Here is a 22,101-nt window from a genome sequence, read left to right as displayed (position 1 = left end):
ACGCCTTACGAGAAGATGCCGAGCAAGGTCTGGAACAGCGTCTGCGCCGTCTGGATGACCTTGCTGTTGGCCTGATAGAGCTGCTGGTATTGAAGCAGGTTAGCCGCTTCCTCATTGATATTGACGCCCGACACCGACTGCTGCGCCGACGTGATCTGCGTGACGAGCGAGCTTTGCGTCGTCGCCATCGCCTGGATCTGCGTGGTCTGGTTGCCGATGCTGTTGACGTAGCTCGCATACGCGCTCGTCAGCGTCGCGGTGCCCCCCACGAGCGTCTTCGCATTGGTGAGGTTCGACAACAGTTGCGCGTTGCGGCCGTCGTTGGTCGCGCCGGTGTTCGGTCCGATCGTGAACGAGTCGCCGTTGGCGGGTGTGCCGCTGATCGTGACCGTCACGTTGTTCATCACGCCCGGGTTCGTCGAGTTGGTCGGGTTGGTGATCGTCAGCGTTGCGCCCGAATTCGGCGAGTACGGCACCACGTCCGTCGCCGAGCCGATCGTGTACGACGTGGACGGCGAGCCGGCGACCGTCACCACCGAGCCAACCGGGAAGTTGGTGAGGCCGCCGGTGCTCGCGGTGTAGGTGATCTTCGACGCGCTGGTCGGCGCGCTATAGCCGGCCGATACCGTACCTTGCGTGATCGTCGCGCTGCCGGTGTTCGACGTCGACGCCGACGCGAGCACCGGCGCCGCGGCCGCGATCGCCGAGCCCGCCGTGGTGGTCAGCGCGAAGCCGTTCAGCGCGCCGCGGGTCGGCTCGACAGTGAACGAGTCGCCGGCGTTCATCGTGCCGCTCGCGACCGAGAACTGCAGGCCGCCGATCGGCTTGGTGAGGTCCGCCGCCGAGCCAACGATGCTGCCGGTCTGGTTGTCGGTCAGCGTGTAGGCGCTGCCGTTGTACGACAGCGTGTAATCGCCCGCGGTCGGCTGGCTCGCGTCGGCGAACGAGACGCCGAGCGTCGCGGTGCCGCTGTTCTGCGAGTTCGCGTACACGGTCGGCGAGCCGACGGTGAACAGCGCGCCGCCCGCGGTGCCGTTCAGCGTCAGGCCGAGTTCGTTCTGCGCATTGACCTGCGCGGCGAAGCTGGTCGCGATCGCACCGAGTTGCGCCTCGGCCGGATCGAGCGTTTGCGATCGGAATTGCACCAGGCCGCCCAGCGTGCCGCCGGACACGCTGCTGTCGGACAGCGTCTGCGGAGTCGGGGTCGGCTTCGCGCCGGCCTGGCCAAGATACTGGACCGACAGCTCGGTCGGATCGGCCGACGAAGTCGCCGTGCCGAGGTTGAAGCTGTTGCCGGCCAGCACGAGCGGCTGTCCGTTCGACATGAACAGACTATAGCTGCCGTTGTCCTGCACGACCGACACGCCAATCAGCTGCGACAGGTTCGACACCGCCAGGTCGCGTTGGTCGAGCAGCTGGTTCGGCGGCTGGCCCTGGCTGCTCGCCTGCGTGATCTGCGTATTCAGCGACGCGATCTGCGCCGTGAAGGTGTTGATCTTCGTGACCGCGTCGCTCATCTGCGTGTTGACGCTCGCGCGCAACTGGTCGTATTGCTGGCCAGCCGCGTTGATCTGATTCGCGAGCGTCTGTGCGTCGCTGATCGCGGTTTGTCGCGTCGACACGCTCGACGCGTCGTTGGCGACGTTCTGCAGCCCCGTGAAGTAACCGCTGATCGCGCTCGCAATCCCCCCAGTCGGACTGCCGACGAGGTTGTTCAGCTGGCTGATCATCGTGTTGTACGTGCTGAGCGAGCTGCTCCACGACTGCGCGTTGTTGAGCTCGGTCGTCAGGTACTGGCTATACGCGCGCGTGATGGTGTCGGTGGACACGCCCATCGGCATGTAGCCGGAGCCCGTATAGTTGCCGCCCACCTCCGAATACACCGGAGTTTCCATCGTATAGCCGGGCGTCGACGCATTGCTGATGTTCTCACCAGTCGTCGTCAAACCCCATTGGGCCGCGTTGAGTCCGCTAAGGCCGATATTCAACAGATTGCTGGACATGCGTCATCCTGAAGGGCGGCATCGCAGACATGCCACCGTGTTAGTGGAACATCCTCTTTAACGGCCCGTGGTGCGAAAAATTGAGGGCCATTCCACCTCGTTTGCGCTCGCCGCGATGTTGCCGCGCGATTGCGTCCACTGCGTGTGCAACGTTTGCTTCGCCGGCCAAAAACATTCGCGCAGCGGCCGCGCGTTTTGCGCACGCCCGCCGCGCGTTGGCTCGCGGCTCAGCGCGCCAGCGAGCGGCGCTTCATTTCGAGCTGCGTGATCAGCCGCTGCAGCGTGTTTTCCGCGCTGCCGGGCAGCGACAGGAAACGGAAGCCGAGCTGATAGCGCTGCGTGCCGTTCGGCATCGCGAGCGAGCGATGCGACACGAGCTGCAGATCGAGCGACAGACGGCCGAGCGCGCCGAGCGTGAGCTCGCAGTCCATCAGGCGCGCGCCCATTGGCAGCTCGGCGACACGCAGGTCGGTCGTGCGCATGCCGACGCCGCCGAGCGACAGGTCGTGCACCTCGAAGCGGAACGTGTCGCCGTCGGGCAGCCGGCCCGTACACATGAACGGGTCGAGAATCGGCGCGGCGACGCGGAAGTACTCGCGGCGCTGCACGTAGAACAGCACCTCGGGGAAGTCGGCCTCGAACGCCGGCATTCCCTCGAAGCGCGTCTCGCGCGGCGTCGGCGTCGTGAACTCGACGCGCACACCGTCGGGCGACGCGTGGAACTGGCAACGCGGGGCGCTGAGCAGCCCCTTGTTCTGCTCGGCGAGCGCGCCCCAATCGAAGGTGAAGGTGCGCTCGCGCACGTCGACGTCGAGCAGGCGCGTGACGAGCTGGCCGCCCGCATATTCGACCGTGAGGAAATCGCCGCGATTGACGATATTGCGCAGCTGCACGCCGATTTCCAGCGGATTGCGGCGGCCGAAATCGGAAGGGCTCTCGTCTTGCGGGACGTGCGGCTGACCGTTTGTGTCAATCAGGCCGTTCGACTGGTTCATATCCATGGGCTTGCCGGTAAGCATGTTCTTGCGGGCACGTGCCAGGGCCTAGCCATCGACTCTGAGGGTCTTCATGCAAAGCCGCAACACACGCGTTCGACCGGACCTTGCAGCGCTGTTCCGGTATCGGGTCTAACTCGTTAGCGGCAGCATCGAGCCAAAATTTAGGGGCTCAATTTAAATATTCGCCGGAAAATGTCGCGCAAACGTTAAAAGCGTATCCGCCCCATTTCCTGCGTTTAATCAGCCCATTTTCTGCATGATCGACAACAGCTTTTTCGCGTAATGCGGGTCGGTCGCATAACCGGCGCGCTGCATGCCGTTCGCAAAACCGTTCACGTCGCGCGACGAATTGATCACCTGTGCATAACGCGGATTGTTCTTCAGCAGGCTCGCGTAATCGGTCATCGCTTCCTCGTACGAGTCGTACGCGCGGAATTTCTCCACCGTGCGATGCGGCTTGCCGTTCACGTATTCGGTCGTGACCGTCGACACGGTCTTGCCGGTCCAGTCGTTGCCCGCCTTGATGCCGAACACGTTGTGGCTGGTCGAGCCGTCGGCCTTCTTGATCTCGCTCTTGCCCCAGCCCGATTCGAGCGCGGCCTGACCGATGATGAAGCGCGCCGGAATGCCGGTCGCCGCGCTCGCGGCTTGCGCCGGCGCGGCGAGCTTGTCGACGAACGCATCGACCTTCGGCGAGCTGCCGTCGCCGCGCGTCGGCGGCGTCAGCGCGCTATTGGCCGAGTAGGCGCGGCCCAGCGCGAGCTGGCCGTTGGCCTGGGTGTTGCCGTAGGCGCGCGCGAGCGCGTTGAGCGCAACGCTCTGGCCTTCGTCGCCGCCGCCGCTGCCGCCGCCGAGCGCGTTGGCCATGCCGGCGAGACCGCCCGCCGCGCCCGCGCCGTTCGCGCCACCAACCTGCATACCCTGGTTGCGCATCAACTGCTTGAGCATCGCGTCGGCGACGCCGATGCCTCGCTTCGACAGCTGTTGCGCCATCTGCTGGTCCATCATCGACGTAAAGGTCGCCGTGTCGTGCGAATCGAACGGACTGTCCTGCGGCGTCGCATCGCGCATGCTCTTCAACATCATCTGCGTGAACACGGCGTCGAACTGCTGCGCGGCCATCTTCATACCGGCTTGCGGCGAGGCCTTCGCCTGCGCGCTCAGTGCGCCGAAGCCCTGGACGTCGAGCGCGAACCGGCTGGTCAGGTCGCCGGCGGAGTTGACGCCATTGGTCGGATCGGAATTCATCTCGTGTGCTCCTTAGATGATTTCAAGGTCGGCGCGCAAGGCACCGGCTGCTTTCATGGCTTGCAGGATCGACATCAGATCCGCGGGCGTCGCGCCGAGCGCGTTGAGCGCCTTCACCACCTCGGCGAGGTTTGCTCCGGCATTCACGAGTTTCAGCGCGCCGTTGTCCTGCTTCATCTGGATCTGCGACTGCTGCGCGACCACGGTGCGGCCGTTCGAGAACGCGCCCGGCTGGCTCACCACCGGCTGCGTATTGATCACGACCGACAGATTGCCGTGCGCGACCGCGCAGCTCTGCAGCGTGACCATCTGGTTCATCACGATCGAGCCGGTGCGCGCGTTCAGGATCACCTTCGCGGCCGCCTGCCCGGGGCGCACTTCGAGGTTCTGCAATTGCGCCATGAACGAGACCTGCTGCTGCGGATCGGCCGGCGCGCGCAGCTGGATCGTGCGGCCGTCGAGCGCGGTCGCGGTGCCGCTGCCGAACGCGTTGTCGATCGCCGCGACGACGCGCTGCGTGGTGTCGTAGTCCATGTCGTTCAGGTCGAGCTGCATCATGCCAGCCTGCGACACCGCGGTCGGCACCGCGCGCTCGACGATCGCGCCGCCGGTGACGCGCCCCGCGGCCAGCTGATTGACCTGCACCTTGCTGCCGTTCGCGCTCGCGCCCGCGCCGCCCACGGCGACGTTGCCCTGGCCGAGCGCATACACCTGGCCGTCGGCGCCCTTGAGCGGGGTGAGCAGCAGCGTGCCGCCGCGCAGGCTCTTCGCATTGCCGAGCGACGACACGGTGATGTCGATCGCTTCGCCCGGCCGCGCGAACGGCGGCAGCACCGCGGTCACCATCACGGCGGCGACGTTCTTCAGCTGGATGTTCGACAGCGACGATTGCGAGTTGCTCGAGCCCGCCGCCTGGTTGTTGATCGAGATGCCGAGGTTCGCGAGCATGTTCGCGAGCGTCTGGGTCGTGAACGGCGTCTGCGTGGTCTGGTCGCCGGTGCCGTCGAGGCCGACCACGAGGCCGTAGCCGATCAGCGGGTTGTCGCGCACGCCCTGGATCTGCGCGAGGTCCTTCAGGCGCTCGGCATGCGCGGGCGTCGCGGCCGGCAGCGCCGCGCAGGCGAGCGCGACGAACATCAGTGCGCGGCCCGCGCGCGACAGCGTGTTGAAAACAGTACCCATGATCACCACGGCGCCACGTTGAGGAAGAACCGCTGCAGCCAGCCCATGGTCTCCGCTTCGTTGATGTAGCCCTTCGCGGAGTATTCGATTTTCGCGTCGGCGACCTGGGTCGAGTACACGGCATTCAGGCTGGAAATCGTGTTGGGATTGACGACACCCGAGAAGCGCACGAACTCGTTGCCCTGATTGATCAGCATCTGCTTCTCACCGCTCACGATCAGGTTGCCGTTCGCCTGCACGCCGGTCACGGTCACGGTGATCGTGCCGTTGAAGGTATTCGACGCATTCGCGCCGCCGGTGCCGGCAAAGCCGTTGGTGCCGGTCGCGCTCAGGTTGGCCTTGGCGAACAGTCCGCCGAGGAAGCCCGCGGTCGGCACGTTGAAGTTCGTGCTGCCATTGCGACTCGCATTCGCGCCCGAGTTCTTGGTCGCGTTGATGTTCTCGGCGATCACGATCGTGATGATGTCGCCCACGTTGCGCGGCCGCTGATCTTCGAATAGCGGACGGCCCGCGAAGCCCGGGTTGTAGATCGAGCCCGGCGCCTGCGCCTGCGGCGGCACCGGGGGCAGTGCGGTCATCGGCTGCTGGATGATCGGTTGCTTCGGCACGAGCGCGCAGCCGCCGAGCGCGGCGAGCAGCGTGAGCTGCACGAGCGCCACGGCCGTGCGCGAATGAACCGGAGTGCGAGTGGAATGCGACATCATCGTTTACCGCCTTAAATTTCCAGTCCTCAAACCGGCATCTGGCTCAAGGTCTGCAGCATCTGGTCGGAGGTCGTCACGGCCTTGCTGTTGATTTCGTACGCGCGCTGCGTCTGGATCATGTTCACCAGCTCCTGCACGACGTTCACGTTCGACGCTTCCACGTAACCCTGGTTGAGCGTGCCCGCGCCGTTCAGACCCGGTTGCGCCACGTTCGGCGCGCCCGACGAAGCCGTCTCCGCGAACAGGTTCTCGCCCTTCGAGTCGAGGCCGGCCGGGTTGATGAAGGTCGCGAGCTGCATCGTGCCGAGCTGCTGCGTATTGCTCGAGCCGGCCACGGTGATCGACACCGCGCCGTCGCTGCCGATCGTCAGCGAGGTCGCATTGCTCGGGATCGTGATCGCCGGTATCACCTGGTAGCCGCTCGACGTGACGAGCTGACCCTGCGCATTGGTCTGGAACGAGCCGTCGCGCGTGTAGGCAGTCTGGCCGTCGGGCATCTGCACCTGGAAGAAGCCCGCGCCGTTGATCGCGACGTCCTTCGAGTTGCCGGTCTGCTGCAGGTTGCCCTGCGTGTACAGACGCTCGGTCGCGACCTGTTGCACGCCGGTGCCGAGCTGAATGCCGGACGGCAGCTCGGTTTGCTGCGTCGAGTTCGCGCCCGGCTGGCGGATGGTCTGGTACAGCAGATCCTCGAACACCGCGCGCGAGCCCTTGAAGCCGTTGGTGCTGACGTTCGCGAGGTTGTTCGAAATCACGTCCATCTGCGCCTGTTGCGCATTCATGCCGGTGGCGGCGATATAGAGTGAGCGGTTCACTTATGGTTCTCCTGGTCTCGGGGCGAGCCTCGTAGGGCGCCCCGTGGCAATCCGTTAACTGAAGCTGAGAATCTGATTGGCGGACTGATCGTTCTTGTCGGCGTTTTGCAGCAACTGCGTCTGCATCTGGAACTGGCGCGCGTTGGTGATCATCGAGACCATCGCGCTGACCGGATTCACGTTGCTGCCTTCGAGCGACGCCGGCGCGAGCATCACGGTCGGATCGGCGTCGGCGGGGTTGCCGTCGGCGGTGCGGAACAGTCCGTCATCGCCGCGCGTGATCGACTGCGGATCGGGATTGACGAGCTTCAGCTGATCGATGGTGACGACCGCGGTGGGCGGATCGCCGGGCGTCAATGCCGACACCGTGCCGTCCTTGCCGATCGTGATCTGCGCGCCCGGCGGCACCGATACCGGCCCGCCGTTGCCGAGCACGACCTGATTGGTCGCGTTCACGAGCTGGCCGTTTTCGTCGATGTGCAGATTGCCCGCACGCGTGTAGGCCTCGTTGCCGTCGGCGGTCTGCACCGACAGCCAGCCGGACCCTTGAATCGCGACGTCGAGCGGATTGCCGGTCTGCTGGATCGGCCCCGGCGTGAAGTCGGCGCCCGGTGTCGACGACAGCACGAAGGTGCGGGTCGTGTTGTCGTCGATCGTGCTGCCGTCGCCGAACGACATCGGCACGGCGCGGTAGGTTTCGAGCTGCGCGCGAAAGCCCGTGGTCGACGCGTTCGCGAGGTTGTTCGCGACGATCGCCTGCTGTTCGAGCGCTTGCGCGCTGCCCGACATCGCGGTGTAGATCAGCCGATCCATGAAGAGGTCCCGTTGGCTTACAGGTTGATCAGGGTCTGGTCGACGGCCTGCTGGGTCTTGATCGTCTGCGCGTTCGCCTGATAGTTGCGCTGCGCGGTGATCAGGTTGACCAGCTCGCTCGTCAGATCGACGTTCGAGTTCTCGACCGCGCCGCCTTGCAGCACACCGTGATTGGTCGAGCCCGGCGTCGAGATCTGCGCGACGCCGGAGGCCGACGTCTGGCCGTACTCGTTGTTGCCGAGGTTGACGAGGCCATTCTGATTCGCGAAGTTCGCGAGCACGATCTGGCCGAGCGCCGCGGTCTGGCCGTTCGAGTAGTTGCCGGTCAGCGTGCCGTCAGAGCCAACCGTGAAGCTGGTCAGCTGGCCCGCCGCGTAGCCGTTGGTGGACAGGCTGTTCACGCCGTTCTTGCCGCCGTACTGCGTGGTGGCGGCCATGTTCAGCGTGACGCTCTGCGGCGTACTCGAACCGTCGGTGTTCGGCAGCGACATGGTGAACGCGCCGAGCGTCGCGGTGGCGAGGCCGGTCGTCGCGTCGGTCGTGCTGACCAGCGTGCCCGACGAATTGAAGTTCGCCGTGCCGATCAGCGTCGCGGTGCCGTTCGACGGGCCCGCGTACACGTTCCACGTGCCCGAGCCCGTCTTCGCGAAATACATGTTGACGGTCTGCGAGCCGCCGAGCGTGTCGTAGACCGTCGTGCTCGTCGAGTAGTTGTAGGTCGACGAGCTGGCCTGGTTGAACGCGGTTGGATTCGGTGCAACCGTATAGCTGTCACCCGCAGTCGGCGTGCCGCTGAAAGTGATGCTCTCGCCGTTGCCGAGCGTGATCGCGGTGCCCGCAGTGAAGGTCTGCGGGGCGCCGGCCGTGCCGGCCCCGACCGTGACCGTGTAGTGGGTCGCGTCGGTGAAGTTAATCGTGTACGTGTCCGTGTTGGTGCCCGCGCTCGCGTTAGTAATCGTCGCGCCGGTCGTGCTCACCCCTGGTTTAGAGTTCGTGGCGCCGGGCGTCACGATCGGCGCGCCGAGCATGATGTCGTCCTGCGCGTTCAGGTTCAGGCCCGCGGTGATCGAGGTGGTCGCCTGCGGCGCGATGTTCGCGGTCGGCACGGTCAGCGGCACGGTCTGCGCGGTGTTGATGATGCCCGAGCTACTGGCCGCATAACCCATCAGCTGCAAGCCCTGCGCGTTCGTGATGAAGCCGTTCTTGTCGAGCTGGAACACGCCGTTGCGCGAATAGACCAGCGTGCCGTTGTCCGACAGCTGGTAGAAGCCGTTGCCGTTGATCGCGACGTTCAGCGCCTGGTTGGTCGTCGTGATCGTGCCTTGCGAGAACTGCTGCTGCACTTCGGAGAGTTTGGTACCGATGCCGATCTGCTGGCTCGTCGCGGTCGCGACCGAATTGGCGTACATGTCGGCGAATTCCGCGGTGCCGCTCTTGAAGCCGACGGTGTTGGCGTTGGCGATGTTGTTGCCGATCACGTCGAGATCGCTCGACGACGCCGACAGCCCGCTCAAACCTGTTTGATAACTCATGACGTACTCCGTATCTGGAAAGTCGTAACTGGATGGATCCGGACTACAGGATCGCGGCGACGCTGGTCAGGCCGACCGTCGTGCCGTTCGACAGCACGAGGCCCGGCGTGCCGCTGCTCTGCTGGACGATGCTTTGGACCGTCGCGCTGGTGAGCGTGGTGGCCGTCGCCTGCTGGCCGTTGATCGTGCCGGTCGCGCTAATCGTGTAGGTGCCGTCGGGCAGCGTGTTGCCTGCCGAGTCGGTCGGCGTCCAGCCAACCGGAATCGTGCCGGCCGACTGCTTGCCGAGATCCAGCGTGTTGACGATCGTGCCGGCCGAGTTCTTCACGACGATCTGCAGGTCGCTCACGGCATTCGCGAGCGTGACGCCGAACTCGTTCGCCTTGCCGCTCGACACCGTGACCGAGTTGCCCGGTGCGAGCACGGTCGAGCCGATCAGCAGCGCGGACTGCGCCTGCTGGCTGGCCGACAGCTGCGTCGACAGCGAGGTCAGCGAGGTATTGAGGTTGCTGATGCCCTGCACCGTGCTGATCTGGGCAAGCTGCGAGGTCATCTGCGAGCTGTCCATCGGATTGGTCGGGTCCTGGTTCTTCAGCTGCGCGACGAGCAGTTGCAGGAAGGTGTTCTGCAGGTCCGACGCCGAAGTGCCCGAGGTGCCGCTCGTCGAGCTCGTGCTGCTCGTGCCGTTCATGGTGTCGAGCAGCGTCTGCGAAACGGTCGTGCCGTTGCTGCCGATCGTGGTGTTGGTGGTCAAGACTCTCTCCTCAGGTTCCGATCGTGAGCGTTTTCAGCATCAGGGTTTTGGCAGTGTTCAGCGTTTCGACGTTGGCCTGGTACGAGCGCGAGGCCGAGATCATGTTGACCATCTCCTGCACCGGGTCGACGTTGGGCAGCGTCACGTAGCCGTTCGCGTCGGCGGCCGGATTGCCGGGGTCGTACGCGGTCTTCATCGGCGACGGATCGTCGACCACGCCGGTCACCCGCACGCCGCCGACCTGCTGGCCGGAGCGCGTGCGCGCGCCGCCGATCGGGTTCACCGCGAATATGACCTGCTTGGCCTTGTACGGCTGGCCGTCGGGGCCCGTCGTACTGTCCGCGTTGGCGAGGTTCGACGCCGTCACGTTGAGCCGCTCCGACTGCGCCGACATCGCGGAACCCGCGACACCAAAAATATTCATCAGGGATGGCATGTTTCCTGACCTCTCCTGCCGGTTCGCACCGGCTTCACGTTAAGTCCCGTAGCGTTTCTGTTCGTGCGTGCATGCTGCCTGTGTTCAGCTGCTATGCGCCCTGCTCGCGCGGCGTACTCGTGCCCGGCTTACGACGAGCCCGACGTGATCGCCGACAGCATCGTCTTGATCTGGCTCGACACGACCGTCATACCCGACTGGAAGTGCACCGTGTTGTCGGCGAACTGCACACGCTCGACGTCTACGTCGACCGTGTTGCCGTCGAGCGCCGGTTGCAGCGGCATGCGGTATTGCAGGTTGCCGTAGTCGTCCGGGCTGCCGCCCGTCGCGCTCAGCCTGGTCTTGCCGCTCATGTGGCCGGTCTCGGTCGTGTTCATCGACATGCCGCTCGTCACGCCGGCGGGCTGCGCCATCGCGAGCGTCGAGTTGTTCGATGCGCCCTGCCCGGCGGTGCTGCCGCCCGTCTTCTTCAGCGCGCCGGCGAGCGACGACGCGAAGTCGATATCGCGCGCCTTATAGCCGGGCGTGTCGGCGTTCGCGATATTCGACGACAACAGTTCCTGCCGGTATGCGCGCACATCCATCGCCTGCCGGCCGAACGCGAATTCGGCATCGAGTTTGTCCAGCATCGGAATCTCCCGAGAACGTTTCGAAGGCCGTCCCGTGTGCGCATCGTGAAAGACACGCGGCGGGGGGGCAAAGGCCTTTTTGCATGTGATGCATCTTATGGGTCGGGCGCAAGCGGCAATCGGACGAATAACCGGGAAAGGGGGCTTCTATTCAACGTTTGCGCGAGAGGGGTGCTCACTAGAATGCAAGGCGTACCGATGCATTCGATGGAGACCCGCGATGGACCAGCCCACCAACCCCTTGCCGCAGCGTGCGGGCGGCACGACGAGGCGTCGCGTGGGTGGCGGCGGGGCCGATGAGCGTGTCGAGGGTTCGGAGGGCGTGCTCGCGCAACCGCTGCCGCGCTCTATCTCGCGTTGCGTGGCGCGTTGCCTGACGCGGGTGGTGATCAACGTCGCCGTATGGGTTGCGGGCGGCATCGTGTTGCTGCCGGCTACGACCAAGGCGCAGGATGCGAGCGGCCCGATCGTGATTCCAGGGCCCGCCGAGAACAACCCCGCCGCGCTGAACGATCTTGCCCAGCGGATTCAGACGCCGGCGCAGCGCAGCGCGTCGGCGGCGTCGCTCGCAGCGGCGACCGCGCAGTCGCTCGGCCGCGCATCCGCGTCGCGCGACACCGATACCTTCGGGCGTGCGGCGAGCGCAAGCGGCGCGATCGTCATTCCGGGCGCGGGCGAGCCCGCAGCCGCCGCGCCGGCCATCATCCGCACCAACTTCAAACCGGACGCCAACGGCGTCGTCACGATTCCGCCGGCGGCCAGCACGGGAGCATCGGGCGTCGCGCGCGTCAACGTCGAAGCGGGCGCGGCCGCCGGCGCCGCGAATTCGCCCGCGGTCGCCGCCAATGCACGGCAAGGCGATGGCTTCGACACTCTCGCGGCTCGTGGCGAGCCGCCCGAGTTCGGCGCGAATGGCAAGCCGCTCGCGGCGGCTGCCGCGCAGCCGCCGCGTCTGCCCAGTGTGAAAGTGCCCGCGACGTCGCCCGGCGCGCGCCAACCAGTTGCCAACACCGCCACCGCCATCGCACAGAGAACGCCGCAGACCGCTGCCGCCGCGACGCCCGCCCAACCCGCGCCGCTGCCAGGCCAGCAGGACCCGGAAGCGATTCACGCAGCCGCGCTCGCGTTCCTGAAACAGCAGGCCGTCGGCCTGCCCGGCAAGGTGGACATCACGGTCGCGTCCGCGTTTCCGCGCGGCCTCGCCGCGTGCACGTCGCTCGAACCGTTCATGCCGAGCGGCGCGCGCTTGTGGGGGCGGCTCACCGTCGGCGTGCGCTGCGCGGGCGAACGCCCGTGGACCATTTATCTGCAGGCGCGCATCTCGCTGCATGCAACCTACTACCTCGCCGCCCGCGCGATGGCGCCGGGCGAAGTGCTCACGGCCGCCGACCTCGTGGCGCGTGAAGGCGACCTGACCGGCCTGCCGCAGGCGATCGTCACCGACCCGTCGCAGGCGGTCGGTTCGGTCTCGCTGGTGCGGATCTCGGGCGGCATGCCGCTGCGCCGCGACATGCTGAAGAGCGCGTCGGCGGTAGTGTTCGGCCAGACCGTGCGGGTCGTCGCGGCCGGCGACGGGTTCTCGATTTCGTCCGAGGGCAGCGCGATGAACAGCGCGTCGCCGGGCCAGCAAGTGCGTGTGAAGACCGCAAACGGCCAGATCATCTCCGGCATCGTCAAGGACGGCGGCACGGTCGAGATCCAGATGTGAGCGGAATGACAAACGGATATTGAAAGGGGCAGATGGCCGCCTGCTGGCGGGCCGGGGTCGAGCGATTGCGCTAAAGTTTTGATCAGCAGTTGCCGTTATCAGGATCAAATCGTAAGGGAAGCCAATCGTGAAAGTTGATCCCACCACCTCTTCGAATCTGCCGTCGCTGAAAGACGCTTTGTCCCGTTCGCAGCAGAGCGGCGAAGCCACGCCGGCAACCAGCGCCACGCCGAGCGCGACGGGCACGGCCGCGCCGGCCGCGAACAGCTCGCCGGGCGACACGAGCGTCAGCCTGTCGGGTCTGTCGCAACATCTGCGCAGCCTCGCGGCCTCCGGCTCGGCCGACATCGACACCGCGCAGGTCGAGTCGATCAAGCAGGCGATCAAGGACGGCACGCTGCAGATCGACTCCGGCAAGATCGCCGACGGCGTACTACAGACGGCGCGCGATCTGTTGCGGAACAAAACCTCGTCGACCGGCCACTGATCCGCATTGCGCCGCGCGGTGACCTGCCGGGCGGCGTTCGACCAACGCGGTTCGCGCGTCGTTCGCGAGCCGGTGTGCGTAGCGAGTTGTTGACATGAAAGACGCCCTGGTTGCTACCCTGATCGAAGAATATTCGACCGTCGAGGCATTCGCCTCGATCCTCACTCTCGAAACCAAAGCACTGACGGCGGTCTCGCCAATGGAGCAGTTGCCAGCGATCGTCGAGAAGAAAACCGAACTCATCGGCGTGCTCGCGAGGCTCGAAGCCGCGCGTGACGCACATCTGACCGAACTCGGCTTCCCGACCGGCTGGTCCGGCATGGAACTCGCGGCGAGCACCGACGCGCGCGTCGCGACGCAATGGAAGCTGCTGCAGAAAGCCGCGGATCGCGCTCGGCGCGTCAACACCAACAACGGCGAGCTGATCCGCGTGCGGATGGACTACAACCAGCGCGCGCTAAAAGCGCTGCAAGTCAACGTGCCGCGCAAGACGAATCTGTATGGGCCGGACGGACGAATTCCGGCTTATTCGGGACTTTGATCGGCCCGCCTGTCCGGGCCGCAATCGAGCAATATCCGAAATGAATGAAGGGGCCCGTCGACGACGGGCCTTTTCATTTTTCGCCACCGCTTGTTAATCCACCTTCCTCCGCATTCCACGCCGTGTTAGCCGTTCGGCTAGCTGGCGCTAGTCCACCTCATCACGTTGAAATGATGACTTCGTTCAAGGTTTCACTGGCGCCGCGACTTCGAGGGGGCCGCGCATCGACAGGCGAAATCTTGTTTGCCGGTGGATTTGTGTAGGTGTGTGTATGGTGGAGGGTATGATGTATGAACAGTGCCGAGGTCGTCAAATTGTTTCAAGCAAATGGCTGGCAGCTCGTCCGCATGGCGGGCAGTCACCATCATTTCAGGCACGCGGGAAAACGGTGGCTCGTCACTGTCCCCCATCCGAAAAAAGATTTGCCGGCCGGCACCCTGAACAGCATTCTGAAACAGGCGGGGCTCAAATGAAGCATCTGATCTTTCCGATCGCCATCGAACCCGGAGACAACGCGCACGCGTTCGGCGTCGTGGTGCCCGATATCCCGGGCTGCTACTCCGCGGGCGACACGCTCGAAGAAGCGTATGCGAACGCGAAGGAAGCAATCGAATCGCATCTCGAAACCTTGCTCGACGAAGGGTTGCCGCTGCCCGAGCCGCTCACGCTCGGCGAGCATCGGCGCAATCCCGAGTTCGAGGGGTTCACATGGGGTTTCGTGACAACGCGCAATATTCCGGCGTTGAAGAAGGCGGTTCGCATCAATATCTCGCTGCCTGAGGTGCTGGTGCAGGAGATCGACGCGTATGCACAGGCGCGCGGCATGTCGCGCTCGGCGTTTCTCGCGCTCGCCGCCGAGCATGAGATGGCGGACGCTTGAGCAACGGCGGGCGGCACCGGCGTGCATCGGCATCGCCGCACCGCCGCATGTGAACGGCAGCGCTTGAAGATCGGCGGCCTGCCCCGCGTTGGCGTCAGTTCGTTTCGGCGTTCGCCCAGGCCATTTCGCGCAGCCGGGCGCGCAGGCGTGCCACCGCCTGGCTGTGCAACTGGCATACGCGCGATTCGCTGACTTCCATCACCGCGCCGATCTCGCGCAGATTCATGCCGCGCTCGTAGTAGAGCGACATCAGCAGCTTCTCACGCTCCGGCAAGCGGTCGATCGCTTCGATGAGCGCCGAGCGCAAGCTGTCGTCGAGCAGCGCCGACAGCGGATCGGAATGATCGACGCAGTAGCGGTCCAGAAAAGGTTCGTCGTCGGCGGAGCGGTCGAAGTCTTCGTAGTAGATCAGTTGGCTGCCGTGCAGGTCCTGCAGCATCGACTGATATTCGTCGAGCGGCATCTGCAGGTGCTCGGCGACCTCCGCCTCGCTCGCCGAGCGGCCGAGGTTCTGCTCCACCTTGTGCACCGCGGTTTCCACTTCGCGCGAGGTGCGGCGCAGGCTGCGCGGCAACCAGTCGTTGCTGCGCAGCTCGTCGAGCATCGCGCCGCGAATCCGCTGGCTGGCATAGGTCTCGAACTGCGCGCCCTGGTCTTCCTTGTAGCGGCCGGCGGCGTCCAGCAAGCCGATCATGCCGGCCTGGATCAGGTCGTCGAGATCGACGCTCGCCGGCATTTTTGCGACAAGCTGCAAGCCGAGTCGACGCACGAGCGGTGCGTACTTCGTCAGAACGTCGGCCTGAGAAATCTTTCCCTGAGCGTTGTACATCGTGCTCCCCTTATCCTTCGTGCACGCCTTTTAAGCGTGATGCGCGGACGGTTGGTCGGCGTGGTGCGCCGCTGTAACTGTCGCAGGCGCCCGCCAGGGCGTTTGCGACGACATCGCTGGCCGCATCGGCCAGTACTGCAATTCGGCGGCGAGATGGCGGAAGTCGCGCGCGGCCGGTGTCGACGGAAACGCGTCGACCACACAGCGCGACAGCTCCAGCGCCCGCGCCATGCGCACGTCGGCCGCGATGCAGCCGGCGCATTCCAACGCGACGGTCAGGTAACGGCCGGCCACGCCGGCGAGCTTCGCGAACGCGGCTTGCGCGTCGTTGGCGCTTTGCACGTGATTGGCGAGCACGCGCAACTGCCCGATCGCGTGCGCGTAGTGCAACCGCTTGACGCACGCATATGCGTCGGTGATCGCCTCGCCCGACATGCGCGCGACGATCATCACGTCGTGCGCCTGCTTCGCGAGCGGTGACAAATGCCCTTCGACGTCGAGCTGCGCGTCGATTAGCACGATGTCGGCCGAGCCGCCGAGCAGCACGCTGAGTTCGGCTTCCGTGTGCCCCTCGCGGTTGTTGCGCGACGCGGCCAGCACCGAAAATCCGAGCGCGTGACGCGCGGCGGCGAAGTCGACCGGGGTGTCGCCGCGCATCACCGCCGCGAAGTTGCCGGCGCCGCGCAAGCCGCCAAGCATCGCGCTCACCGAGTTCTCACCGACGCATTCGTCGATCACCAGCACGTCCTTGCCCTGCTGCGCGAGCGCCGCGGCGAGGTTGACCGCCGCGGTCGTATTGCCGACGCCCGACGACGCACCCGCCAACGCGATCACGCGCGCACCGCCGCGCGCGAGCAGCCGCCGTAACCCTTCGGCTTGATCTGAACCGAACTTATCCAAAGCGAACCTCGTGCAGCTCGGCCGTCGAACGTGCGGAAAGCGAGGACAGCAAAGCGGGGATGTCGTCGTCGTGCGGCACGAACGGCGAGTTGTCGCGCGGAATGCAGAAGGTGCTCTTGATCAGGAATTTCTTCGTCGCGACGTACAGGTTCTCCGGCACCTTCTGTCCGGTCGATACGTAATGCACCGGCAGCTTGTAGCGGATCACCGTATCCAGCACGCCGCCGAGGTTGGTCGCTTCGTCGAGCTTGGTCAGGATGCAGCCGGCGAGCGGCTGCTGGTCCGGCGCGCGCTGATAGGCCTGCACGACTTCGTTCAACGTGTCGCCGTGGCTCGTCGCGTTGAGCAGCAACAGACGCTGCACCGGCTGGCCGGCGCGACTCAGCATCGCGATCTGCTCGGACACGAGGCGGTCGCGCTGACTCATGCCGATCGTGTCGATCAGCACGATGTGCTTGTTGCGCAATTCCGAGAGCGCGAGTTGCAGATCGGCGCTGTCCTTCACCGCGTGCACCGAAACACCGAGAATCTTGCCGAAGATGCGCAGCTGTTCGTGACCGCCGATGCGGTAGCTGTCGGTCGTCAGCAGCGCCACCTTGCTCGCGCCGAAGCGCATCACGCAGCGCGCGGCGAGCTTCGCGGTGGTCGTCGTCTTGCCGACGCCGGTCGGCCCCATCAGCGCGAACACGCCGCCGCGCTCCATCAGCGCGTCTTCGTTCTCCATCACCGGGAGGTTCGATTCGAGCACCGAGCGCACCCAGTCCATGCCGCCGTCCATCGTGTCGACGGCTTCGGGCATGTTGTCGACCAGCATCTGCACGAGCTGCGCGGAAAAGCCCGCGGCGAACAGATGCTTGGTGAGCGCGGCGCGTGCCGGACTGCGGCGCTGTCGATCACCCCACAGCAGACCCGCGAATTGCTCTTCCATCATGTCGCGGATCGACGACAGCTCGTTCATCACGGTGTCCTTGACGACCTGCTCCATACGCCCCTTGATCGCTTCGGCGACGGCGGCCGGCGTGCGGCCCTCGTCGCTGGAGGACGCCGGCGCGATCTTCTGCGCGGTGCGGCGCGCGGCGACTTCGGCGGCTTCGCGCGCCCAGTCGGGCGTGTCGATCACCGGCCGCGCGTCGACCGCGTTGCCGAGGCCTTTGGCGGTCGCGACGGCGGGCGTCATTGCGGCGGGACGCGCGCTGTATTGGCCGTCTTGTTGTTGCTGCTGCTCGGCCGCGATGCGGCGCGCGTGATCGATGAGCCACGGATTCGATTCGGCCATCGTGCGCGGCGCGGCGGCCTCGCTCGATGCGACGGCCGGCGGTAGCGGCACGCCGGCGGCTTTCAGCAGATCCGCGCGGATGTCTTTCGACAGGCGCGTGGATGCGGCGCGGGCGCTCGCGCCGGAAGGCGCGGCGGAAGCGGGCTGGCTTGCGACGGGCGCGGACGCGCCGCTCGTTGCCAGCATCGCCGGGCCAACTGGCGAGCTGCCGGGCAACGAGGCCGGCGCTGCTTCAGTCGCGGACAGCATGTCGGCCGCCTGGCCGACCGCAGAATTGAGCGCCGAATTGAGCGCCGTCTTGTTCGCCGAGCCGCCCATCGAATCCGCGGCCGCATTCGCCGGCTCGCTCGCCGGCATCGCTTCGGCACCCGCTTCCGGGCTCGCGCCGAACACCGACGAAAACACGTCCGGCATGGCGCTTGCATACGGATTCATCGGCGTCGCGGACAAGCCGCGCGGGGCCGCCGTCGATGCCGCGCCTTCTCGCGCTTTCGGCGCGATCGCGGCAAGATCGCTATCGGCGAGCGCGACGATTTCGACGCTGCCGTCGTCCATCGTCCGATTCGACAGCACGACCGCATCGGCGCCAAGTGCTTCGCGAACGAGACGCAATGCATCGCGACTGGTAGCACCGACAAATTTACGAATGTTCAAGCTGGACCCCCGATGAGGTATACGGACTGAAGGACCGGCAATACACCGCCTCCCATTGCGATCAATTATTGCGAAACGCGTCGGGCCACGATCGATGGATAAAGACCGTTAAAGGCGGGCAATTCGCGCGATGGACACACGGCAGACACACCGTTCGACGAGCGCTGAAAGGCGCGTGCAAACGAAAACCGGCGCCCCACTGGAGCGCCGGTTTTCGTCGTATGGACAGTCACGAGCGAGCGGCCTGCGTCAGCCCTGTGCGCCGATCAGGTTCACCACCTTGACGTTGCGCGTATCGGGCACTTCCGCATACGACAGCACCTTCAGCTGCGGCAGGCTGCGGCGCAGGAAGCGCGCGAGCATCGGCCGCAACGCGTGCTGCACGAGCAGCACCGGTGCGAGGCCGAGATTCTGCTGACGCATCATCGCCTTCTGCGTTTCGGTGAGCAGCGTGTTCGCGAGACCCGGTTCGAGACCCGGGTTCGGTCCGGTCGAGAGCGCCTGCGACAGCACCCGTTCGAGGTTCGCGTCGAGGCCCATCACCTGCATGTCGGCGGTGCCGGGGAACCACTGCTGCGTGATCGCGCGACCCAGCGCGAGGCGCACCGCGGCGGTCAGGTCGTGCGGGTCGGTGATCTTGGTCGCGTGCTCGGCGAGCGCTTCGAGGATCGTGCGCATGTCGCGGATCGGCACGCCTTCTTCGAGCAGGTTCTGCAACACCTTTTGCAGCGTGGTGAGCGGCAGCATCTTCGGCACCAGATCGTCGACCAGCGACGCCGTGTCCTTCTGCATCCGCTCGACCAGCGACTGCACCTCGCGGCGGCCCAGCAGCTCCGACGCGTGCGTGACGACGAGGTGATTCAGGTGCGTCGCGACCACCGTGCTCGAATCGACGACCGTGTAGCCGTATACCTGCGCCTGCTCGCGCAGGTTCGTATCGATCCAGATCGCGGGAAGGCCGAACGCCGGGTCCTGGGTCGGCGTGCCCGGCAGCGCGGCCGATACCTGGCCCGGGTTGATCGCGAGCCACTGGCCCGGGTACGCCTCGCCCGAACCGACCTCGACGCCCTTCAACGCGATCCGATAACCGTTTGGCCGCAATTCGAGGTTGTCGCGGATATGAATGACCGGCGGCAAGAAGCCGATTTCCTGCGCGAACTTCTTGCGGATGCTCTTGATCCGCTTGAGCAGCTCGCCGTCCGAGTTCTTGTCGACGAGCGGAATCAGCCGGTAGCCGACTTCGAGGCCGAGCGTGTCGATCATCGTCACGTCGTCCCAGCTCGCCTCGGCGTTTTCGACCGGCGCGAGCGCGGCCGGCGCGACGTCGACGAGCGCCGGCGCGTTCTTGCGCTCCTCGTTGCGCTTCTTCATCGTGCGGCCGAGCTGGATCAGGCCGCCGCCCAGAATCAGGAAAGCGAAGTGCGGCATGCCCGGGATCAGGCCCATCAGCACGAGAATGCAGCCCGTGATCATCAGCACGCGCGGGTTGGTGAAGAGCTGCCCGGTCAGCTGCGTGCCGATGTCCTCGTTGGTCGCGACGCGCGACACGATCACGCCAGCCGCCGTCGAAATCACCAGCGACGGAATCTGCGCGACGAGGCCGTCGCCGATCGTCAGCAGGGTGTAGTTCTTGCCCGCCGCGGCAAAGCTCATGTCGTGCTGGACCATCCCGACGATCAGCCCGCCGATGATGTTGATCACCATGATCAGCAGACCGGCGATCGCATCGCCGCGCACGAACTTGCTCGCACCGTCCATCGAGCCGTAGAACTCGGCTTCCTGCGAGATTTCCGTGCGGCGCTTGCGCGCCTGCTCTTCGTTGATGAGGCCGGCGTTCAGATCGGCGTCGATCGCCATCTGCTTGCCGGGCATCGCGTCGAGCGTGAAGCGTGCGGACACTTCGGCGATCCGCCCCGCGCCCTTCGTGATCACCATGAAGTTGATCACCATCAGGATCACGAACACGACGATACCGACCGCGAAGTTGCCGCCCACGAGGAAGTGGCCGAACGACTCGATCACCTGGCCGGCCGCATCGGGACCGGTATGGCCTTCGAGCAGCACGATCCGCGTCGAGGCGACGTTCAGCGACAGCCGCAGCAGCGTCGAGAACAGCAGCACGCTCGGGAACGCCGCGAAGTCGAGCGGCTTCATCGTGTACATGCTGACGAGCAGCACCATCACCGACAGCGCGATGTTGAACGTGAACAGCAGATCAAGCAGGAACGGCGGCAACGGCAGAATCATCATGCCGAGGATCATGCAGATCAGCACCGGCCCGGCGAGGGCGCGCAGGTTGGTGCTGCTCAGCGCATCCGGCCGTCGGGCGAGGAAACCGGCGCGAGCGTTCATGCGGAGGCTCCGTTGTTGTCGCCGCTAGTAGCGTCGTTGGCGTTGTCGGCGGTCGGGTTCAGCGTGTCGGCGGCTTCTTCGGCGGCGTCCTGGTCCGACACGGCGCCCTTGTCGAGTTCCGGCGGCACGTCGAGTTCGGTCGGCGCGAGCGGCACGTCGCCGCCTTCGGCCTTGAAGCGGCGCAGCTGATAGACCCACGCGAGCACTTCGGCGACCGCGCCATAGAGCGGCCCCGGAATCTCGCGATTCAGATCGACGTTGTGATACAGCGCCCTTGCGAGCGGCGGCGCTTCGAGCAGCGGCACGTTGTTTTCGGTGGCGATCTCGCGAATCCGTGCGGCCACGAGGTTCACGCCCTTGGCGACCACCTTCGGCGCGCGCATCTCGCCGTCCGTGTATTGCAGCGCGACCGCGAAGTGCGTCGGGTTCGTCACGACCACGTCGGCCTTCGGCACTTGCGCCATCATGCGGCGCCGCGCGATCGCGCGCTGCTGCTGGCGAATCTTGCCCTTGATGTGCGGATCGCCTTCGCTCTCGCGATGCTCACGCTTCACTTCTTCCTTCGTCATGCGCAGCTTCTTGTGGAACGACCACAGCTGATACGGCACGTCGAGCGCGGCCACCGCGAACATGCCGGCCACCGTCATGCCGCAGCACACCGCGATCAGATGCATGGAGTTGGCGAGCGCGACTTCGAGCGGCTGTGTCGCGAGCGCGAGGAATTCCTCGTGGCGATTCCAGATCGCCGTGCCGCCGATCAGGCCCACCACCAGCGTCTTCGCGAGCGACATGCCGAGCTGGATCGGTCCGTTGATCGAAAACATGCGGCCGAAGCCCTCGATCGGGTTCAGCCGGTTGAACTTGGGTTCGAGCCCCTTCGCCGACAGCTGCCAGCCGCCCAGCGCCATCGGTGCGAGCAGCGCGGCCAGTCCGGTGACGCCGAGTACCGGCACGAGCGCGTACAGCCCTTCGCGACTCGCAGTGCCCGCGCCGATCAGCATGCGGTTGGTGTCGAACACGCTCGCGTGGTTGAACATCAGCGACGCCCGCACCATGTTCTGCAAATGCTCGCCGATGTTGCCCGACATGCCCCATACACCGTAGAACCCGGCCGCGAGCAGCGCGAAGGTCGACAGCTCCCGAGAACGCACGATCTGCCCCTCCTCGCGCGCCTTCTGCAGGCGCCGAGGGGTGGCTGATTCGGTTTTTTCGAGGTCGCTGTCCTCTGCCACAAAGCTCTCCAGTCGGCCGAGGCACGGCGCCTCTTTCCAGTGAGAGCGATTATTCCTGCTCGACGCAAGCGCTGATCGGCGGATAAAGGAGGAGAAACGGGGGTATTTCGACAGATGACCGGACGGCT

Annotated in this window: 21 protein-coding genes; 5 read left to right on the top strand and 16 right to left on the bottom strand. The window is 65.6% G+C overall.

What is annotated here, in order from left to right:
- Nucleotides 1-5: 5 nt before the first annotated feature.
- The 11 genes from flgK to flgB form a co-directional block, all read right to left on the bottom strand.
- A complete protein-coding gene (gene flgK, locus G5S42_RS29755) occupies nt 6-2,003 on the bottom strand; it encodes a flagellar hook-associated protein FlgK (protein ID WP_176109993.1) in 1,998 nt (665 codons plus the stop codon).
- A gap of 227 nt (nt 2,004-2,230) precedes the next feature.
- The gene (locus G5S42_RS29750) at nt 2,231-2,998 is read right to left on the bottom strand and encodes a flagellar brake protein (RefSeq protein ID WP_488168797.1); all 768 of its coding nucleotides are present in this window, start codon (nt 2,996-2,998) and stop codon (nt 2,231-2,233) included.
- A gap of 243 nt (nt 2,999-3,241) precedes the next feature.
- Entirely contained in the window at nt 3,242-4,249 is a 1,008-nt protein-coding gene (flgJ, locus tag G5S42_RS29745) for a flagellar assembly peptidoglycan hydrolase FlgJ (protein ID WP_176109991.1), read from the bottom strand.
- A gap of 12 nt (nt 4,250-4,261) precedes the next feature.
- Nucleotides 4,262-5,431 (bottom strand): flagellar basal body P-ring protein FlgI, encoded by a 1,170-nt coding sequence (locus tag G5S42_RS29740; protein WP_281375070.1) that lies wholly within the window; start codon nt 5,429-5,431, stop codon nt 4,262-4,264.
- Between the two features lie 2 nt (nt 5,432-5,433).
- Entirely contained in the window at nt 5,434-6,132 is a 699-nt protein-coding gene (gene flgH, locus G5S42_RS29735) for a flagellar basal body L-ring protein FlgH (protein WP_176110672.1), read from the bottom strand.
- Between the two features lie 29 nt (nt 6,133-6,161).
- Nucleotides 6,162-6,950, bottom strand: a complete 789-nt coding sequence (flgG, locus tag G5S42_RS29730; protein ID WP_176109990.1) for a flagellar basal-body rod protein FlgG — start codon at nt 6,948-6,950, stop codon at nt 6,162-6,164.
- Nucleotides 6,951-7,004: 54 nt separating this feature from the next.
- Nucleotides 7,005-7,763 carry a flagellar basal-body rod protein FlgF gene (gene flgF / locus G5S42_RS29725; protein WP_176109989.1) on the bottom strand — a complete coding sequence of 253 codons (759 nt, stop codon included), beginning with the start codon at nt 7,761-7,763 and terminating at the stop codon, nt 7,005-7,007.
- A gap of 17 nt (nt 7,764-7,780) precedes the next feature.
- Complete coding sequence (locus G5S42_RS29720; RefSeq protein WP_176109988.1) at nt 7,781-9,295, bottom strand: flagellar hook protein FlgE; 1,515 nt, start codon at nt 9,293-9,295, stop codon at nt 7,781-7,783.
- Between the two features lie 43 nt (nt 9,296-9,338).
- A complete protein-coding gene (locus G5S42_RS29715) occupies nt 9,339-10,049 on the bottom strand; it encodes a flagellar hook assembly protein FlgD (protein WP_176109987.1) in 711 nt (236 codons plus the stop codon).
- A gap of 10 nt (nt 10,050-10,059) precedes the next feature.
- Nucleotides 10,060-10,485: a flagellar basal body rod protein FlgC gene (gene flgC, locus G5S42_RS29710; RefSeq protein ID WP_013090881.1), complete on the bottom strand. Its 426-nt coding sequence runs from the start codon at nt 10,483-10,485 to the stop codon at nt 10,060-10,062.
- A 128-nt stretch (nt 10,486-10,613) separates the two neighbouring features.
- The gene (flgB, locus tag G5S42_RS29705; protein WP_176109986.1) at nt 10,614-11,114 is read right to left on the bottom strand and encodes a flagellar basal body rod protein FlgB; all 501 of its coding nucleotides are present in this window, start codon (nt 11,112-11,114) and stop codon (nt 10,614-10,616) included.
- Between the two features lie 220 nt (nt 11,115-11,334).
- On the opposite strand from flgB, the gene flgA reads away from it, so the two are divergent.
- From flgA to G5S42_RS29680, 5 genes are all read left to right on the top strand, one after another.
- Nucleotides 11,335-12,822 carry a flagellar basal body P-ring formation chaperone FlgA gene (flgA, locus tag G5S42_RS29700; protein ID WP_176109985.1) on the top strand — a complete coding sequence of 496 codons (1,488 nt, stop codon included), beginning with the start codon at nt 11,335-11,337 and terminating at the stop codon, nt 12,820-12,822.
- Between the two features lie 127 nt (nt 12,823-12,949).
- Nucleotides 12,950-13,309: a flagellar biosynthesis anti-sigma factor FlgM gene (flgM, locus tag G5S42_RS29695; protein WP_176109984.1), complete on the top strand. Its 360-nt coding sequence runs from the start codon at nt 12,950-12,952 to the stop codon at nt 13,307-13,309.
- A gap of 94 nt (nt 13,310-13,403) precedes the next feature.
- Nucleotides 13,404-13,850: a flagellar protein FlgN gene (locus tag G5S42_RS29690; protein ID WP_176109983.1), complete on the top strand. Its 447-nt coding sequence runs from the start codon at nt 13,404-13,406 to the stop codon at nt 13,848-13,850.
- Between the two features lie 290 nt (nt 13,851-14,140).
- The gene (locus G5S42_RS29685; protein WP_176109982.1) at nt 14,141-14,323 is read left to right on the top strand and encodes a type II toxin-antitoxin system HicA family toxin; all 183 of its coding nucleotides are present in this window, start codon (nt 14,141-14,143) and stop codon (nt 14,321-14,323) included.
- Nucleotides 14,320-14,730 (top strand): type II toxin-antitoxin system HicB family antitoxin, encoded by a 411-nt coding sequence (locus tag G5S42_RS29680; RefSeq protein WP_176109981.1) that lies wholly within the window; start codon nt 14,320-14,322, stop codon nt 14,728-14,730. The genes G5S42_RS29685 and G5S42_RS29680 overlap by 4 nt, the downstream gene beginning before the upstream one ends.
- A gap of 94 nt (nt 14,731-14,824) precedes the next feature.
- Here the strand turns inward: G5S42_RS29680 and G5S42_RS29675 are convergent, their stop codons facing one another.
- From G5S42_RS29675 to flhB, 5 genes are all read right to left on the bottom strand, one after another.
- On the bottom strand, nt 14,825-15,559 hold the full coding sequence (locus G5S42_RS29675) for an RNA polymerase sigma factor FliA (protein ID WP_013090888.1): 735 nt from the start codon (nt 15,557-15,559) through the stop codon (nt 14,825-14,827).
- Between the two features lie 30 nt (nt 15,560-15,589).
- The gene (locus tag G5S42_RS29670; RefSeq protein ID WP_176109980.1) at nt 15,590-16,459 is read right to left on the bottom strand and encodes a MinD/ParA family ATP-binding protein; all 870 of its coding nucleotides are present in this window, start codon (nt 16,457-16,459) and stop codon (nt 15,590-15,592) included.
- Nucleotides 16,452-18,389, bottom strand: coding sequence for a flagellar biosynthesis GTPase FlhF (gene flhF / locus G5S42_RS29665; RefSeq protein ID WP_176109979.1), 1,938 nt, complete (start codon nt 18,387-18,389; stop codon nt 16,452-16,454). The genes G5S42_RS29670 and flhF overlap by 8 nt, the downstream gene beginning before the upstream one ends.
- A gap of 249 nt (nt 18,390-18,638) precedes the next feature.
- Nucleotides 18,639-20,741, bottom strand: coding sequence for a flagellar biosynthesis protein FlhA (gene flhA / locus G5S42_RS29660; protein WP_176109978.1), 2,103 nt, complete (start codon nt 20,739-20,741; stop codon nt 18,639-18,641).
- Nucleotides 20,738-21,973 (bottom strand): flagellar biosynthesis protein FlhB, encoded by a 1,236-nt coding sequence (gene flhB, locus G5S42_RS29655; protein ID WP_176109977.1) that lies wholly within the window; start codon nt 21,971-21,973, stop codon nt 20,738-20,740. The genes flhA and flhB overlap by 4 nt, the downstream gene beginning before the upstream one ends.
- Nucleotides 21,974-22,101: the final 128 nt, after the last annotated feature.

Origin of the sequence: Paraburkholderia youngii, assembly GCF_013366925.1 — a bacterium.
In the GTDB taxonomy this organism is placed as follows: Bacteria; Pseudomonadota; Gammaproteobacteria; order Burkholderiales; family Burkholderiaceae; genus Paraburkholderia; species Paraburkholderia youngii.
The sequence above is the reverse complement of the archived record's forward strand: the minus strand, read 5'-3'. Positions and strand labels throughout refer to the sequence as shown.